This window comes from Pseudomonas sp. TH37 (genome assembly GCF_016650735.1).
In the GTDB taxonomy this organism is placed as follows: Bacteria; Pseudomonadota; Gammaproteobacteria; order Pseudomonadales; family Pseudomonadaceae; genus Aquipseudomonas; species Aquipseudomonas farris.
Genome location: NZ_JAEKFD010000001.1, coordinates 280,668 through 297,789, shown reverse-complemented (window position 1 = coordinate 297,789; position 17,122 = coordinate 280,668). Strand labels below are relative to the sequence as shown.

Sequence of the window (17,122 nt, the reverse complement as noted above, 5' to 3'; positions counted from 1 at the left end):
ACAAGAGTGCGGGGCTTTTTCAATTCAGGCAGCCAATGGTTCAGGCTCGTCGTGAATCATCAGAAGCGGTAGGTCGCGCCAACACCGAAACCATTCGCATAGTTTTCATACTCGGCGCTGTAATTCTGGCGGCCGTTGCTGTTGTTGACCTTGACCGACTCTTCGCGCAGGTACGAGTACGCAACGTCGATGGTCAGATCGTCGGTCGGGCTCCAGCCAGCACCAAGACTGAAAATCTTGCGATCGCCAGTCGGAATGCGTGGAGAGCGGTTTTCGTTGTTGGTTGGTGCCTGGTCGACGGACAGACCGGTGCGCAGGACCCATTGCTTGTTCAGCTGGTACGAAGCACCGATGGCGTGAGCCCAGGTGTCGTGCCAGTTCTGTTCTTCGGTGATGGTACCGAAGCGGCCGTTCAGGGCGGCAGGAACGCCACTGTTCTCAACGGAGATTTCTTTCAGGCGGCTCCAGCGAGTCCAGGTGCTGCCTGCGTAGAGAGTCCATTTGTCGTCCAGCTGGTGAGTAACCGAGAAGTCGACCGACTCAGGCGTGGTGATGTCCAGCGACGCGTCGTACTTCTGGCTCGGGTTCTGACCAAGGGCCCCCAGGAGGTTGTAGTTGACCTTGGTGTCACCCTCGAGCTTGTACTTTACTTTCGAGTGGTAGGTCAGGCCGACGCGAGTGCTGTCGGTGGCTTGAACCATGATGCCGATGTTGTAACCCAGCGCGGTGTCGTCACCCTTGATCTTGACGTTACCGTCCGCAGCGAGCGGGTTCAGCGACAGATTCGATTCCAGGGTGCCGTCAATGCGGTTGATGGTCGGACCGAAACCGATCGACACCTTGTCATTGAAGGCGTAGCTGACGGTTGGCTGCAGGGTTACGATTTTTACTTCGCTCTTGCTGCCGAAGTATTTGCCGGCGAAGCCGTTCTCGTAGTCGGTCACCAGGCCGAATGGAGCGTAGACGCCGAAACCGACTGCCCACTGGTCATTGATTGGCTTTACGTAATAGCCCATGGGGACGCCCATGAAAGGGACCATGTCACCTTTGTTGGTACCACCATTCGGACTGGAGCTCGTATCACTGATATCAGCGTGCGCGTCGATAAATGCAACACCACCTGTCACTTGTTCGCGCTTGAGGCGAGACATGCCGGCAGGGTTACCAAAAACGGTGGATGCGTCGTCGGCAGCTGAAGATCGCCCGGCAAAACCTGTCCCCATCCCGCTGATGCTTTGTTCGTTGAGGGCAAAGCCACTTGCGAAGATCTGGGTGGATGCCAACGTAACGGCGAGGCTAAGGGTGGTTTTGAGCATTACTTTTTTCATTATTAGAACTCCTGGTGATCACCGGGGCGAAAATTACCAACATTTTCGTCCGGGCGCTATAGCCTGTATCGCTTGATTTAGAGCGGTTTTGTAGGACAATCCGACCAAAATCGCGACAAGTTACGCGATCTTCGGAAATGGGTGGGTCAGCAGGCGACCTGATTCAACGATGAAACACAGGTTTGCCAGGCGTAGGTGAAATCTCGCAGACGACCTTGGGGCTGGAAAGTCTGGCGCCAGATTCGGGCCATTCCCAACAGGTCATCGGAGGCGGGGAGGGGAGTGTTCTGTTCTTCTACCAGCAGCCAGGCGATGGCAGTGGCGTAACGCAGGTTGACGGTCAATTCCAGATGCGGCCCGCTGAGAAAAGCATGCTGGCTGGCCAGGCCGCGGACCAGGCTCGCGCGATCCGGGTCCAAGGCCAAATAGTGATCCCATAGGGCCTGGTGGCGGGGTTCGGCGATTCGGTACAGGCCGTGTCCACGGCGGTCGTGCAAGGCTGACCCAAGGGCTGACTGACTGGCGGCAATGCCCAGCAGCAGGGATTCGGCAGTTGCGCTATGGCGTCCGAGGTAGATCAACGTCGGACGGATCACATAACGACACAGTTCGCTGGCAGCGATTCCCATAAAGCCCTCGAAACATCAAGTGGTCGGCGATACCTGAAGGGGGCCTTGGCAGCAGTGGATCGATTCAGGCTCGCCGGAAGCGGATCAAGCCGCTTGAGTTGAAGTGTAGTGTCATTATTTCGCTGTAAAGGACTGTTTTTAAAATATTTCCGGCTTCGAGTTATAACCGTTATATCGGTTGGTGCTTAGTCGTTGGCCACGAAATGAGAAATATCGGGCAATAAAAAGCCCCGCTTTTCAGCAGGGCTTTTGAGGTTTTCAGCCTTTCTGGCGTCTCAGGCAACCAGTGCCTGGCGAGTACGCTCGATCACAGCCTGCAGCGGTTCTGCGCTGGAGTATTGATCCGGGTACAGGCGTTCGCTGTGACGAGCGATGCCGTGTTCGTTGACCAGAGTGAAGCTGAAGCAGCCTTTGCGAGCGGCCATGATCAGGCAGTTCATTGGAGCAAAAGCGTTGGTTAGGGTGCGAATGGCATCCTGAGTGTGGATTTGAGTGGACATAATTGGTGTTCCTACAAGCGACACGGATAAGAACCGTGCAAAGTTAAAACGTTCCAGTGACGACGACCACCATTGGTCGAACGAAGAACCCGACTGGAACAAAGCAGCCAGTTTGAAGCGCTGATAAGTTGGCGCGCTTGGGCTGGCAGGTAGGTACTTAGGAGGGCAGGCAACACATCAAGGGCAAAGGTTCTGGGCCCGGGGTGAAGATCCTGATCAATTTGCAGGCTGGTTCGGTCAGAGTAAGTGAGCTTGGCAACACCCTTTGCTTTCGATTCAAAGGCTGTGTTGGTGCAAGATTTACCTGGAAACCATCGAGGTGGTCGATCCCGTTTTGTCGGTGGAGGCTTCTCTTAGGGAAGGCTGACCGGGGGATTTGTTCGACCAGAATTGACTTTCAGCTTGGTACTAACGCCGCGGATACTAACGGATTGAATTGCCAAAGGGAAGCCGGATCGCAAAAAAGATCGCTGGGGTGCCTGTCGACTAGTCCCGGCTGAGCGATTCGAAGACCACCGACAGGGTCACCGGCAGACCCGGCGCCCCGTAATAGCCCAGAACCCGACCGTTGATCCGAGAGGACGATCGAGCCAGGATCAATCTGTAGAGCGGGTTGCCCGGGTTTATCCCCAGGCTTTACGGAAAAACGCGCCGAAAAAGCGCATCGATATAACCGCCTCGCAGGTACTTGTGCACATAAGTTGCGCGGACTGTCATCCCACTGTCATCCTGGCTTCAACAGGAGTGGGTGCCTGTAACGAAAATTTAAGTCAATGAAAAACATCGCTTTTTTTTACTGGTGAAAAAATCGTCAGTTTGACTGCGAGCCCCATTCCACAGGGCTTTGCGCGAGTTCAAAGACGGTTGTCCACTGAGTTATCCACAGCTTCTGTGGATTGTCCCAAGCGCTTGCTCTAGGACGGGCGTGCAGGCTTTTTTCGACTTTACCTGTACGAAAAAAAGAGTAGAGTGGCGCGCCTTCCGATCTGCCCCACAGTGCTTTATGAAGTTTCGCTCAGTATCAATCTCTGCTGCCTCAACATCCCCTAGTGTTGCCCCTCCCAAGCGCTTTTCGATGCGGGTGGCCGAGTGGCTGCTGGACAGCCCGCGCCTGGGCGAAAACTCCAACGTCAAACACTTCGCCGGACGCTTGCTCAAGCAGCCTGCCCGGGACGGCGTGGTGGCCGCGCAAAGCCGTCTCGGCCAGCTGATGTGCCGCGAATGCGGTAACGCACGGGATCGCCGAATTGGCCAGGAACTGTTGCGTCAGGCCGCGCGTGCGGGCGACCGACGCGCGCAACAGGAACTGGGCCTGACCGAAGACTGAGCTGTCCAAGACCTGACGCCTTGGTTAACCTTCACGCTTTAACTAATCGGCAGGAGTGGCTATGGCGATGGACTTGACCAGCGCATTGCTGGGGCTGGCGGGCGCTGGGCTGCCGTTACTGGTACTGGCCTGGCAACTTCAGCGTCGAGCGAGTGCGGGGCAGGCCGAGCTGGCGCTGCTGGAAGAGCGCCTTGCCATCGCCCAGTTGACGCAGGACGGCTTGAATGCTCAGCTTGATACCTGCCGTGATGAAATCGCCGACCTGAGCCAGGCCAACTCCGCCAAACAGGCCGATCTGGCCGCCGTGCGCCGTGAAGTCGAACTGCTCCAGATCGAACGCGACGATGCCCGCGACGCGGCCCACGCCTGGAACATCGAACGCGCCGGCAAAGAGGCTGAGTTGCGCCGCCTCGACGCGCAGGCCGCCTCCCTCAATGCCGAGCTGCGTGAGCAGCAGGAAAGCCATCAGCAGCGCCTCAACGACCTTCAAGGCTCGCGGGACGAGCTGCGCGCGCAATTCGCCGAGCTGGCGGGCAAGATCTTCGACGAGCGTGAGCAGCGTTTTGCCGAAACCAGCCAGCAACGTTTGGGGCAGTTGCTCGATCCGTTGAAGGAACGTATCCAGTCGTTCGAAAAACGCGTCGAGGAAAGCTATCAGGCTGAAGCCCGCGAGCGCTTTTCCCTGGCCAAGGAACTGGAACGGCTGCAACAACTGAACCTGCGCCTGAGCGACGAAGCCACCAACCTGACGCGCGCCTTGAAAGGACAGAAAACCCAAGGCAACTGGGGCGAACTGATTCTCGAGCGGGTGCTTGAGCACGCGGGGCTGGAGAAGGGGCGTGAGTACCAGACCCAGGTCAATCTCAAGGGGCCGGACGGTGAGCGTTTCCAGCCGGATGTGATTATTTACCTGCCCGGCGACAAGCAGGTCGTGGTCGATTCCAAGGTCAGCCTCACGGCCTATCAGCAATATGTAGCGGCCGAGGACGATGCCATCGGCCAGATCGCCATCAAGCAGCATGTGCTGTCCCTGCGCACTCACGTCAAAGGCTTGGCCGGCAAGGACTACAAGCGGCTCGACGGCTTGCACAGCCTGGATTTCGTTTTGCTTTTCGTCCCGATCGAAGCGGCGTTTTCTGCGGCATTGCAAGCTGAGCCGACGCTGTTTCAGGAGGCATTCGACCGCAATATCGTGATCGTCAGTCCAACCACGTTGCTGGCCACTTTGCGGGTCATCGATAGCTTGTGGAAGCAGGAGCGCCAGAGCCAGAACGCCCGGGAAATCGCCGAGCGCGCCGGTTGGCTGTACGACAAGTTCGTGTTGTTTATTCAGGATCTGGATGAGGTCGGTAATCGCCTGCAACAACTGGACAAAGCCTACAGCTCTGCACGCAATAAGCTGACGGAAGGCCGCGGCAACCTTGTCAGTCGCAGCGAGCAGCTCAAGTTGCTCGGGGCGCGGGCCAGCAAGAGCTTGCCGGCGGACCTGCTGGAGCGGGCGATGACGGATGTCGATGGTTTGGCCGAACTCCCCGAATAAAGAGCAAAAGATCGCAGCCTTCGGCAGCTCCTACATTGACCGCGTGGAAACCCGATCCTGTAGGAGCTGCCGAAGGCTGCGATCTTTACGAAGGCAACACAGACCTCAATCATCACCCTACAACGGCAAATGCCGACTCAACAACGCCCGCAACGCCGCCGGTTTCACCGGTTTGGCCAGGTAATCCAGGCCCGCCGCATGCACCTGGGCCACCGTCTCTGGCCGTCCATCGGCACTGATCACCACCCCCGGCACCGGCTCGCCCAGTTGCGTGCGCAACCACGCCATCAACTCGGTCCCGGTCTCGCCATCGTCCAGGTGATAATCCACCAGCGCCAATTGCGGACGCATCCCGTCGCCAAGCAGCGTCGCGCATTCCTCACGGTTGCGCGCGGTCCAGACCTGGCAACCCCAGCGCGTGAGCAAACTATTCATGCCGATCAAAATGCTGTCTTCGTTATCGATACACAGCACCTGCGCGCCGCTGAGCAAATGGCCATTGAGTTCGGCGGTCTTGGCCGGCGTCGCGGTTTGTACCCGAGCCAGCGGCACGCTGACACTGAACACGCTGCCGCGGCCCGGCCAGGAGCGAACGCGCAAGGTATGACCCAACACGCGACACAGCCCATCTGCAATCGCCAGACCCAAGCCCAGACCTTTCTCGGCTCGGGTCTGGTGGCTGTCGAGGCGTTTGAACTCTTCGAAAATCACCTGCAGTTTGTCTTCCGGAATGCCCGGTCCACGGTCCCAGACCTCCAGACACAGCTCACCGTTGCGCCGCCGAACGCCGAGCAGCACCGGGCCTTTGGCGTAGCGGAAGGCATTGGTCAGGAAGTTCTGCAAAATCCTTCGCAGCAGTTTGATGTCACTGTCGACCCGTAACGCGCTGCCCCGAACACGGAATTTCAGCCCCTGTTCCTGCGCCAGTGCCTGGAACTCGGCGCCCAATGTATGGAACAACTCATTGAGCACGAAGGGCTTGCGGTCAGGGTTGATCTTGCCGTTTTCCAGACGGGAAATGTCCAGCAGGTCGCTGATCAGGTCCTCGGCCGAGCGCAGTGAACTGTCCAGGTGATGAACCAGTTTCCGGGCTTCACTGGATAAGTTTTCCTCCTGGTGGGAGAGGGCGGCAGAGAACAGTCGTGCGGCGTTCAGCGGTTGCATCAAGTCATGGCTGACGGCAGCCAGGAAACGGGTTTTCGACTGGTTGGCCGATTCGGCGGTGCCCTTGGCTTCGGTCAGGGCAACGTTGAGTTGCGACAGCTCGTGGGTCCGTTCGGTGACCCGTCGCTCGAGACCTTCGTTCGCTTCGGTCAGCGCCTGTTCGGCCTCGCGGAACGCGGTGATATCGGTGAAGCTCATGACGAAACCGCCGCCGGGCATCGGGTTACCGATCAGCTCGATCACTCGACCATTGGGGAACAGCCGCTCGGAGGTATGGGCGCGGCCCTGGCGCATCCAGTGCAAGCGGCGGGCGACGTGCACTTCCGCTTCGCCGGGCCCGCACAGACCGCGCTCGGCGTTGTAGCGAATGATGTCGGCAATCGGCCGGCCAACGCTGATCAAACCGTCGGGGTAGTTGAATAACTCAAGGTAGCGCCGGTTCCAGGCGACCAGTTTCAGCGACTGGTCGACCACGCTGATGCCCTGGGTAATGTTCTCGATGGCGCCTTGCAGCAGGGCGCGGTTGAACTGCAGCACTTCCGAGGTTTCGTCGGCGATCCGCACGACGTCCTCGAGTTGCATTTCCCGACCTTCGATGGCGGCTTTTACCACCGCCCGGGTCGAGGAAGCGCCGAGTACACCGGCCAGCAAGCGTTCGGTATGGGCGATCCATTCACCGTCGGCGTTCTGGGTCGGGTTGAAGCCTTTGCCCTGACGGTAGGCGAAACGGAGGAAACTCTGACGAGCCCGCTCCTCGCCGACAAAACGGGCGGCCAGTTGCTGCAAGTCGTTGATCTGTACCGCCAGCATCGAGCGGGCGTTGGGTCGGGCGCTGATCTCCTGGCCGATGAAGCGGCCGGCCTGCCAGTGCTCCGAAACCCGTGTGCGTGACAATAGCGAGACCCAGGTGAACAAGGTGAAGTTGCCCGCCAGGGACAGCACCACGCCTTGAGTCAGTGGCGTGATCGGCAGGTTCAACGGGTTGCCTTGCAGCCATGCCAGGCCCGGAAAACTGCTCAGGGGCAAGCCGAGACTCTTGGCGGCGATCGGCAACACCAACGTGTAGAACCAGAGGAACGTGCCTGCGGCCAACCCTGCGAACACGCCGCGACGGTTAGCCTGTTTCCAGTACAGCGCGCCGAGCATGGCCGGGGCCAGTTGGGTGACGGCAGCGAAGGCGATCTGGCCGATGGTTGCCAGGCTCGCGGTGGAGCCCAGCAGTCGATAACTGACGTAGGCCAGCAGCAGAATGACCACGATGCTCACCCGCCGCACCGAAAGCATCCACTGGCGGAACACTTCGAACGGCCGCTCGGCGTTGTTGCGCCGCAGCAACCACGGCAGCAGCAGGTCATTGGAAAGCATGGTCGACAGCGCCACGCTGGCCACGATCACCATACCGGTCGCCGCCGAAGCACCGCCGATAAACGCCAGCATCGCCAAGGCAGGGTGAGATTCGGCCAGAGGCAGGCTGATGACGAATGAGTCCGGCAGCACTGAGCTGGGCAGCAACATCTGACCGGCCAGCGCGATAGGCACGACAAACAACGCCGCCAGCGCCAGATAGGCCGGGAACACCCACTTGGCCAGGCGCAGATCCTGAGGGTCGATGTTTTCCACCACGGTCACGTGGAACTGCCGGGGCAGGCAGATGATCGCCATCATCGCCACGCCGGTTTGCACCACCATGGACGGCCAGTTGATGGTTTCTTTCCAGTACGCTTCGAGGCGCGGGGCGAGCATGGCCTGGTCGAACAGGTCGTCGAAACCGTCATACAGGCCGTAGGTCACGAACGCGCCGACCGCGAGAAAAGCGAACAGTTTGACCAGTGATTCAAAGGCGATCGCCAACACCATGCCGCGGTGGTGTTCCGTGGCATCGAGGTTGCGGGTACCGAAAACGATGGTGAACAGTGCCAGCACCAAGGACACGATCAGCGCCGTGTCTTGCGCGCGTGTGCCCATGGCGTCAGCGCCGGCGCCGATCAGCAGGTTCACGCCCAGCACAATGCCCTTGAGTTGCAGGGCGATATAGGGCAACACGCCGACCAGGCAGATCAGCGCCACCACCACCGCCAGCGACTGGGATTTGCCGTAGCGGGCGGCGATGAAGTCGGCGATGGAGGTGATGTTCTCTTGTTTGCTGATCATCACCATTTTTTGCAGGACCCACGGCGCGCACACCAGCAGCAGGATCGGCCCGAGGTAGATCGGCAGGAATGACCAGAGTTGTTCGGCCGCTTGGCCCACGGCGCCAAAGAATGTCCAACTGGTGCAATAAACGGCCAGCGACAGGCTGTACACCCAGGCGCGCACCCGTGGCGGCAACGGCGCGCTGCGCCGGTCACCGTAAAAGGCGATAGCGAACAGGATGGCCATATAGGCCAGGGCGACGGTGGCGATCAGCCCGATGGACAGCGACATGGGAACTCCAGACAAAAGACATCCGGGACTCCGCCCGGTCAGGACAGTCTCGCATGACCGCTTGAGTTAGTCAGTGTCGACCAAGGTCGTGGCGTGGTGGGGTGTCGCAGGTTGGGAGACCGTCAGATCTCTGGTGCCTGTGCGGCCTTCATCGCGAGCCTGCTCGCGATGGCGGTTACTGACTCAACGCAATATCAATCAGCCGATGCAACTCTTCAACCTCCAGCGCCTGCGCCGCAAACAGGATGCGAAACACCGTCGGTGCCACCACCATATTGATCAGTCGATCGACACTCGGCTTAGGCTGCTCGGGATAGCGATCCAGAATCGTCTGCAACTGCCCGCCAATGATCGCCACGCAATAACCCGGCGTGGCGCTGGATTGCACGTCGCGCATCATGTTGCGCCCGGGCTCGGAACTCATTTCGTCCAGATACTGCTCCGCCCAGGCCCGCACGTCACCGCGCAGGCTGCCGGTGTTGGCCGGTTCGCTGTCGGGGCGCATGCGGGCGAGGGCGACGTCGGCCAATAGCGCCGACAGATCACCCCAGCGCCGGTAAATGGTCGACGGCGTCACTCCGGCCCGGGCAGCGATTTGCGGCACGGTCACGCTCGCGCGATCCTGTTCTTCGAGGAGCGCGCGGACTGCCGAATGAATCGACTCTTGCACCCTGGCGCTGCGGCCCCCAGGACGTAAACCTTCTTTAATAGCCATACGGCGGACCTTAACACAAAGAATTTGCTTTAAGCGTTTACCAGTAGCACACTCCGCAAAAGCAAAAAGTTAGCTTTTGCGGAGTGTGCTTATGTCTCGTCTAACGTCAAACCGTTCCAGCCTGTGGTTTCTGGCGATCACCTTACTCAGTTTTCTCGCCGCTTCCACCGCGCCAACGCCGTTGTATCACTTGTATCAAGAACACCTGCAGTTCTCGGCAGCGACCCTGACCCTGATTTTCGGCGTCTACGCCCTCAGCTTGCTGGCGGCGTTGCTCACGGTCGGTTCGCTTTCGGATTATCTGGGGCGCAAACCGGTGATTTTTACCGCCGTATTGCTGAACATGCTGGCGATGTTGCTGTTTATCAACGCCGACAGCGTTGCCTGGCTGATCAGTGCCCGGGTCCTGCAGGGTTTTGCCACGGGCATGGCCACCGCCGTTTTGAGTGCGGCGCTGCTGGACACCGACCGTCAGCAAGGGCCGATGGTCAACAGCGTCGCGCCGTTGCTGGGCATGGCGCTGGGTGCCATGGGCTGCGGTGTGTTGGCCGAGTTTGCGCCGCTGCCGCTGCAATTGACCTATTGGGTGCTGTTCGCGCTGTTTGTGATGCAAGCGTTGTACGTCTGGCGCCTGCCGGAAAGCGTCACACGGCAATCGGGTGCCTGGGCCTCGCTGCGCCCGACCTTGCATGTGCCGATTCAGGCGCGGCGTATGCTGTGGCGGGTGCTGCCGATAGATCTGGCGGTTTGGGCGCTCGGTGGTTTTTTCGCTTCCCTGGCGCCGTCTTTGGTGCGGACCGCCACTGGGTCCACCTCGAATCTGATTGGTGGGGCGACGGTGGCCGTGTTGACAGTGACCGGTGCATTGATGATCTACACCTTGCGCAATCGGCCGGCCGACAAAGTCTTGCTGTTGGGCGCGAGCCTGCTGCCTGCGGGCGTTGCGCTGATTCTGCTGGCGGTACACAGCGCCAGCCTGCCGTTGTTTTTCTTCGGCACCCTGGTGGCGGGCGGCGGTTTTGGCGCGGGTTTCCTGGGTGCCTTGCGAAGCATCGTGCCGCTGGCCTTGCCTCATGAGCGGGCGGGTTTGATGTCGGCGTTCTATGCGCTCAGTTACTTGGCGTTCTGCTTGCCGTCGTTGCTGGCTGGCGGTCTGACGCGGACCTTTGGCTTGGTGGCAACCACCGATGGTTATGGCGCGGTGCTGATTATCCTGTCGCTCGGTGCGCTCTTCGGGTTGATGCGTGAGCGGTCCGTCAAAGCCTGTGGCGTCGATGTTCGATGACCGTTAGCCTTGGCACCGCCATTCATTTCGACGGACCGCCCCATGAAGATCATCCGCAGCAAATCCTTCACCGGTGACCGCGCCTGGGCGGCGTTGGATATCGCTAACATGAACGGCATTACCACCCGTTTGCACTGGACCGATCAGCCCTATAAATGGCACATCAACGACGGTCAGGAAGTGTTCGTGGTGCTCGATGGGCAGGTGCAGATGCGTTATCGCGAAGAAGGCCTGGAGAAGGAAACGCTACTCGAGATCGGCGATATTTTTTATGCCTCGGTGGGCACCGAGCATGTGGCTCATCCACTGGGTGTGGCGCGCATATTGGTGATCGAGACCGAAGGCAGCGTCTGAGACGTTATCTGTAAAACAGATAACAGTTAGAGATATTACCCGTTATATCGATATTCGATTCGGATCTACCATGAGCTCCACCTCACGAGAGGACAGGAGTTCACCATGACCTGCACCCATAGCGTTAAACCCGGTATCAAACCGCTCAGTCATTTGCAGCACCCTCGAGAGGCCATCCGCCAATTCACCCCCAACTGGTTCGCGGCGACCATGGGCACGGGTGTATTGGCGCTGGCGCTTGCGCAATTGCCGGTGTCGAATCCCGGTCTGCATGCGTTTGCCGAAAGCCTGTGGCTATTCAACATCGCTTTGTTTGTGGTGTTCACGGCCATGTATGCCGCGCGTTGGGTCATGTTCTTCGACGAGGCGCGACGGATTTTCGGCCATTCCACGGTTTCGATGTTTTTCGGCACCATTCCCATGGGCCTTGCGACCATCATCAATGGCTTTCTGTTGTTCGGTTTGCCGCGCTGGGGTGACGGTGTGATTCATCTCGCCGAAGTGCTGTGGTGGCTGGACGTGGTGATGTCGCTGGCCTGCGGGGTATTGATTCCCTACATGATGTTTACCCGTCAGGAGCACAGCATCGACCAGATGACCGCCGTCTGGCTGTTGCCGGTGGTGGCGGCGGAAGTGGCGGCTGCCAGCGGTGGCTTGCTGGCGCCGCACCTGGCCGATGCTCATTCACAATGGGTGGTGTTGGTGACCAGCTACGTGCTCTGGGCCTTTTCCCTGCCGGTGGCGTTCAGCATTCTGACTATCCTGTTATTGCGCATGGCGTTGCATAAATTGCCCCATGAAAACATGGCTGCCTCGAGCTGGCTGGCCCTCGGTCCCATCGGTACCGGAGCATTGGGCATGTTGCTGTTGGGCGCCGACGCACCGACGATCTTTGCCGCCAACGGTCTGCCGGGTATTGGCGAGATCGCCGCTGGGCTTGGCTTGGTGGCCGGCATCACGTTGTGGGGCTTCGGGCTCTGGTGGATGTTGATTGCGCTGTTGATCACCGTGCGTTACTTGCGCGCCGGTATCCCGTTCAACCTCGGCTGGTGGGGCTTCACTTTTCCGCTGGGTGTCTACTCACTGGCTACGCTGAAACTGGCCAGCACCTTGAGCCTGACGTTTTTCAGTGTCTTTGGTTGCCTGTTGGTGGCAATGCTGGCGGTGATGTGGCTGATAGTCGCCAAGCGTACGGTGCAGGGTGCGTGGCGAGGTGAGCTATTTGTCTCGCCGTGCATTGCAGGATTAAAGAAATAAGGGGCAAAGATTAGGTAATCTGTGGCCTGGATCGACGCTCGACATTCCAATAACAGTATCCACGCCACCCAAAATCAGGGACACATGGAAGATGAGTCACCCCTCACAGTTCACCTTGCTTCGCACTCGGCGCTTCCTGCCGTTTTTTGTCACGCAGTCCCTCGGGGCCTTCAACGACAACATCTTCAAGCAGTCGCTGATCCTCGCCATTTTGTACAAGCTGACAATCGAGGGTGACCGTTCGATCTGGGTCAACTTGTGTGCGTTGCTGTTTATCTTGCCGTTTTTCCTGTTCTCGGCCCTGGCCGGGCAATTCGGGGAAAAGTTCGCCAAGGACGCCCTGATCCGTCTGATCAAGCTCGGGGAAATCGTCATCATGACGGTGGGGGCGGTCGGTTTCATGTTCGATCACCTGTCGCTGATGCTGCTGGCGCTGTTTGCCATGGGTACCCACTCGGCGCTGTTCGGGCCGGTGAAGTACTCGATCCTGCCACAGGCCTTGCGCGAAGAGGAGCTGGTGGGCGGCAATGGTCTGGTGGAAATGGGCACCTTCCTGGCGATTCTCGCCGGGACGATTGGTGCCGGGATCATGATGTCCACCAGCAACTACGCGCCGGTCGTGTCCACGGCAATCATCGGTATCGCGGTGCTCGGTTACCTGGCCAGCCGCAGCATTCCCCGGGCCGCAGCGGCATCGCCGGAAATGCGTTTGAACTGGAATATCTTCAGCCAGTCCTGGGCCACCTTGAAGCTGGGCCTCGGGCAAACGCCCGCGGTATCGCGTTCGATCGTCGGCAACTCATGGTTCTGGTTTGTCGGGGCGATTTATCTGACGCAAATCCCGGCCTATGCCAAGGAATGGATGCACGGCGACGAGACCGTGGTGACGCTGATTCTTACGGTGTTCTCGGTCGGTATCGCACTGGGTTCGATGCTCTGCGAGAAACTCTCCGGGCGCAAAGTCGAGATCGGTCTGGTGCCGTTCGGCTCATTCGGTCTGACGGTGTTTGGCCTGTTGCTGTGGTGGCATTCCGGCGGAATTCCCGACAGCGTTGCTGGCCATGGCTGGATCGAAGTCCTTGGGTTTGGCCACGCCTGGCTGGTGTTGATCGACATCCTCGGGCTTGGGATCTTCGGCGGTTTCTACATTGTGCCGCTGTATGCGCTGATCCAGTCGCGCACCGTCGAGAACGAACGGGCGCGGGTGATCGCCGCCAACAACATTCTTAACGCCCTGTTCATGGTGGTCTCGGCCATTGTGTCGATCGTCTTGTTGAGCCTTGCCAAGCTGTCGATCCCACAGCTGTTCCTGGTGGTGTCGCTGCTGAACATCGGCGTCAACGCTTACATCTTCAAAATCGTCCCCGAGTTCAGCATGCGCTTCATGATCTGGCTGCTTGGCCATTCCATGTACCGCGTCGAGCATCGCAATCTGGAGCTGATTCCCGATGAGGGCGCGGCATTGCTGGTTTGCAACCATGTGTCGTTCGTCGACGCGTTGCTGATTGGCGGCGCAGTGCGTCGGCCAATTCGCTTTGTGATGTATTACAAAATCTACAACTTGCCAGTGCTGAACTTCATCTTCCGCACGGCGGGGACGATTCCGATTGCCGGACGTCAGGAAGACATTCAGATCTACGAAAAAGCCTTCACCCGCATCGCCCAGTATCTGAAGGACGGCGAACTGGTGTGCATTTTCCCTGAAGGCAAGTTGACCGCCGATGGCGAGATCAACGAATTCAAGGGCGGGCTGACGCGGATTCTCGAAGAAACGCCGGTGCCGGTGATTCCGTTGGCATTGCAGGGGGTGTGGGGGAGTTTCTTCAGCCGTGATCCAGCCAAGGGCGTGTTTCGCAGGCTGTGGTCGCGGGTGACCCTGGTGGCGGGGCCGGCGGTGGCCGTTGAAGTGGCTGAACCGGCGACATTGCAAGGGTTGGTGGGGGAATTGCGTGGGGCCGTCAGGTAGTCGGTGATCGGGCGGGCCTCATCGCGGGCAAGCCCGGCTCCCACAAGGATTGATGGTGTGTCCACACTATGTGGCACAACACAAAACCTGTGGGAGCCGGGCTTGCCCGCGATGGCGTCGGAGGCCTAAGCGCTAACCTTGAGCCCAACCAACCCGGCAATGATCAACGCCACACTGGCCAGCCGAAACAACGCCATGGATTCACCAAACAGAATAATCCCGGCGATCACCGTGCCCACCGCGCCCACGCCAGTCCAGATCGCATAGGCCGTGCCCAGCGGCAATTCCTTCATCGCAAGGCCCAGCAGGCCAAGGCTGATCGCCATGGCGGCAACGGTCAGTGCGGTAGGAAGAGGGCGGCTGAAACCGTCAGTGTATTTCAGGCCGACGGCCCAGCCGACTTCGAACAGGCCGGCGAAAAACAGAATGATCCAGGACATCAAAGACCTCCATCAATGGATGGGGTCGTCCCCGGATTAATCACTCGATCGAGCCGCGAGGTCGTCCCCGCATTGCGCATTAGAGTGCCCATCATTAATCCGAGGATCAAGTTTGCGGCTTAATCCGCTGCCTGCTGAGCAGCGAGTTGCCGGTCTTCTTTCTCGCTCATACGACGGAAATACGTCGAGAGCAGCGCCCCGGAAATGTTGTGCCAGACGCTGAACAACGCGCTTGGCACCGCTGCCAGCGGCGAGAAGTGCGCACTGGCCAGCGCCGCGCCCAGGCCGGAGTTCTGCATGCCCACTTCCAGTGCCAGGGATTTGCGCTGGGCCAATGGCAGGTTGAACAGGCGCCCGGTGAAGTAACCCAGCAAGTAGCCGAAGCTGTTGTGCAACATCACCACGGCCATGATCAGCAGGCCGGATTCGGCAATCTTCGCCTGGCTGGCGGCCACCACGGCAGTGACGATGATCACGATGCTCACCACCGACACCAGTGGCAGCACGTCTACCACGTGACGAACCCGATCACCGAGTACGCGCTGGGCAACCACGCCGAGCACGATCGGCAGCAGCACGACTTGCAGGATCGACCAGAACAGCTCCATGAACGACACCGGCAACCAGGCCGAGGCCAGCAGCCAGATCAGTGCCGGCGTCAGCAGCGGAGCGAGGAGGGTGGTGACAGCGGCAATGGCCACCGACAACGCCAGATCGCCGCGCGCCAGCCAGGTCATCACGTTCGACGAGGTGCCGCTTGGGCAGCAACCGACCAGAATCACACCGACGGCGATTTCCGGTGGCAAGTGGAAAACCTGGCAGAGCAACCACGCCACACCGGGCATGATCACGAAATGGGCAACCACACCCAAGGCCACACGCCACGGATGACGAGCGACTTCGGCGAAGTCTTCGAGCTTGAGGGTCAGGCCCATGCCGAACATCACCAGCCCCAGCAGCGGCACAATGGCGCCTTTCAAACCGATGAACCAGGCCGGTTGCAGAAACGCCACGACGGCGAAAATCAGTACCCAGTAAGCGAAGGTGTTGCCGACAAAACGACTCAATGCAGCCAGTGCGCGCATGGCCTGATCCTTGCTGAATTAGTGAGATTCCCAGTTTGGAAATCCAATCAATGTGGGAGCTGGCTTGCCTGCGATAGCGGTGTGCCAGACTACATTTAAGCCGTTTGACACGCCGCCATCGCAGGCAAGCCAGCTCCCACATTTGATCCGGTTCCTTCAATGGGAACCGGTTGTTTTTTAGATACCCTGCGGGGTCTCTTCACCACCCAGCGCTTCAACCATCGACGGCAGGAAGTCGCCGAAGGTCAGCATCATCAGGGTGAAGCTGGCGTCCAGCTGGCCCAGGGCTTCGTCGCCACCGTCCTGTTCCGCCTGATCTTGCAGCAGATCTTCGAACTTCAGGCGCTTGACCACCATTTTGTCGTCGAGCACGAACGACAGTTTGTCCTGCCAGGCCAGTGACAGTTGAGTGACCACTTTGCCGGTGCTCAGGTGCAGCTGGATTTCTTCGCTGGTCAGGTCCTGACGCTTGCAGCGCACGATGCCGCCGTCTTCGTGGGTGTCGCGCAGCTCGCACTCATCCAGCACGAAGAAATCATTCGCGGCTTTCTGGGTGGTGACCCATTCGGTCATGGTGGCGGTCGGCGACATCTTCACCGTCAGCGGACGCACTGGCAGCGAGCCGATCACTTCGCGCAGAGTGGACAGCAGGTCTTCGGCACGTTTCGGGCTAGCCGAGTTAACCAGGATCAGGCCCTGTTTCGGCGCGATGGCGGCGAAGGTCGACGAGCGGCGGATAAAGGCCCGGGGCAGGAAGGCCTGGATGATTTCATCCTTGATCTGATCGCGTTCCTTTTTATAGACCTTGCGCATTTGTTCGGCTTCGATCTCTTCGACCTTTTCCTTCACCGCGTCGCGTACGACGCTGCCCGGCAGAATGCGCTCTTCCTTTCGGGCGGCGATCAGCAGGAAGTCACCGCTGATGTGCACCAGCGGCGCGTCTTCGCCCTTACCGAATGGCGCGACGAAACCGTAGGTGGTCAACTCCTGGCTTGCACATGGACGCGCCAGTTTGGTGGCCAGTGCAGTTTCCAACGCCTCGGCATCAAAAGGCAGATCTTGGGTCAGGCGATAGATAAGCAGGTTTTTGAACCACATGGGGATGAGT

Annotated in this window: 14 protein-coding genes; 6 read left to right on the top strand and 8 right to left on the bottom strand. The window is 59.3% G+C overall.

From position 1 onward, the window contains the following. Positions 1 to 59 precede the first annotated feature (59 nt). From JFU11_RS01400 to JFU11_RS01390, 3 genes are all read right to left on the bottom strand, one after another. A complete protein-coding gene (locus tag JFU11_RS01400) occupies positions 60 to 1,328 on the bottom strand; it encodes an outer membrane protein transport protein (protein ID WP_201059473.1) in 1,269 nt (422 codons plus the stop codon). Between the two features lie 146 nt (positions 1,329 to 1,474). Then, the gene (locus tag JFU11_RS01395) at positions 1,475 to 1,957 is read right to left on the bottom strand and encodes a hypothetical protein (protein ID WP_038979731.1); all 483 of its coding nucleotides are present in this window, start codon (positions 1,955 to 1,957) and stop codon (positions 1,475 to 1,477) included. A gap of 275 nt (positions 1,958 to 2,232) precedes the next feature. Then, on the bottom strand, positions 2,233 to 2,457 hold the full coding sequence (locus JFU11_RS01390; RefSeq protein WP_007898912.1) for a hypothetical protein: 225 nt from the start codon (positions 2,455 to 2,457) through the stop codon (positions 2,233 to 2,235). A gap of 1,003 nt (positions 2,458 to 3,460) precedes the next feature. Here JFU11_RS01390 and JFU11_RS01385 point away from each other — a divergent pair. Together JFU11_RS01385 and rmuC are read left to right on the top strand one after the other, a co-directional pair. Continuing rightward, on the top strand, positions 3,461 to 3,784 hold the full coding sequence (locus JFU11_RS01385; protein ID WP_201121214.1) for a sel1 repeat family protein: 324 nt from the start codon (positions 3,461 to 3,463) through the stop codon (positions 3,782 to 3,784). 175 nt (positions 3,785 to 3,959) lie between these two features. Continuing rightward, on the top strand, positions 3,960 to 5,324 hold the full coding sequence (gene rmuC, locus JFU11_RS01380; protein WP_187326434.1) for a DNA recombination protein RmuC: 1,365 nt from the start codon (positions 3,960 to 3,962) through the stop codon (positions 5,322 to 5,324). Positions 5,325 to 5,441: 117 nt separating this feature from the next. On the opposite strand, the gene JFU11_RS01375 is transcribed toward rmuC, so the two are convergent. After that, on the bottom strand, positions 5,442 to 8,912 hold the full coding sequence (locus tag JFU11_RS01375) for a PAS domain-containing hybrid sensor histidine kinase/response regulator (RefSeq protein ID WP_201059468.1): 3,471 nt from the start codon (positions 8,910 to 8,912) through the stop codon (positions 5,442 to 5,444). A 175-nt stretch (positions 8,913 to 9,087) separates the two neighbouring features. Beyond that, positions 9,088 to 9,627: a TetR/AcrR family transcriptional regulator gene (locus JFU11_RS01370; RefSeq protein ID WP_123720767.1), complete on the bottom strand. Its 540-nt coding sequence runs from the start codon at positions 9,625 to 9,627 to the stop codon at positions 9,088 to 9,090. 91 nt (positions 9,628 to 9,718) lie between these two features. Here JFU11_RS01370 and JFU11_RS01365 point away from each other — a divergent pair, with 91 nt between their 5' ends. The 4 genes from JFU11_RS01365 (at position 9,719) to JFU11_RS01350 (ending at position 14,489) form a co-directional block, all read left to right on the top strand. Further along, positions 9,719 to 10,912 (top strand): MFS transporter, encoded by a 1,194-nt coding sequence (locus JFU11_RS01365; RefSeq protein WP_123720768.1) that lies wholly within the window; start codon positions 9,719 to 9,721, stop codon positions 10,910 to 10,912. Between the two features lie 42 nt (positions 10,913 to 10,954). Continuing rightward, a complete protein-coding gene (locus tag JFU11_RS01360) occupies positions 10,955 to 11,266 on the top strand; it encodes a hypothetical protein (RefSeq protein WP_201059466.1) in 312 nt (103 codons plus the stop codon). Positions 11,267 to 11,371: 105 nt separating this feature from the next. Beyond that, positions 11,372 to 12,523 carry a TDT family transporter gene (locus tag JFU11_RS01355; RefSeq protein ID WP_201059464.1) on the top strand — a complete coding sequence of 384 codons (1,152 nt, stop codon included), beginning with the start codon at positions 11,372 to 11,374 and terminating at the stop codon, positions 12,521 to 12,523. Between the two features lie 91 nt (positions 12,524 to 12,614). Next, positions 12,615 to 14,489: an MFS transporter gene (locus JFU11_RS01350; protein ID WP_201059462.1), complete on the top strand. Its 1,875-nt coding sequence runs from the start codon at positions 12,615 to 12,617 to the stop codon at positions 14,487 to 14,489. Between the two features lie 125 nt (positions 14,490 to 14,614). On the opposite strand, the gene sugE is transcribed toward JFU11_RS01350, so the two are convergent. The 3 genes from sugE to rdgC all read right to left on the bottom strand — a co-directional run bounded on the left by sugE (position 14,615) and on the right by rdgC (position 17,112). Further along, positions 14,615 to 14,929 carry a quaternary ammonium compound efflux SMR transporter SugE gene (sugE, locus tag JFU11_RS01345; RefSeq protein ID WP_027922462.1) on the bottom strand — a complete coding sequence of 105 codons (315 nt, stop codon included), beginning with the start codon at positions 14,927 to 14,929 and terminating at the stop codon, positions 14,615 to 14,617. 119 nt (positions 14,930 to 15,048) lie between these two features. After that, entirely contained in the window at positions 15,049 to 16,014 is a 966-nt protein-coding gene (locus JFU11_RS01340) for a bile acid:sodium symporter family protein (RefSeq protein WP_201059460.1), read from the bottom strand. 177 nt (positions 16,015 to 16,191) lie between these two features. Continuing rightward, complete coding sequence (gene rdgC / locus JFU11_RS01335; RefSeq protein ID WP_052967943.1) at positions 16,192 to 17,112, bottom strand: recombination-associated protein RdgC; 921 nt, start codon at positions 17,110 to 17,112, stop codon at positions 16,192 to 16,194. Positions 17,113 to 17,122 lie beyond the last annotated feature (10 nt).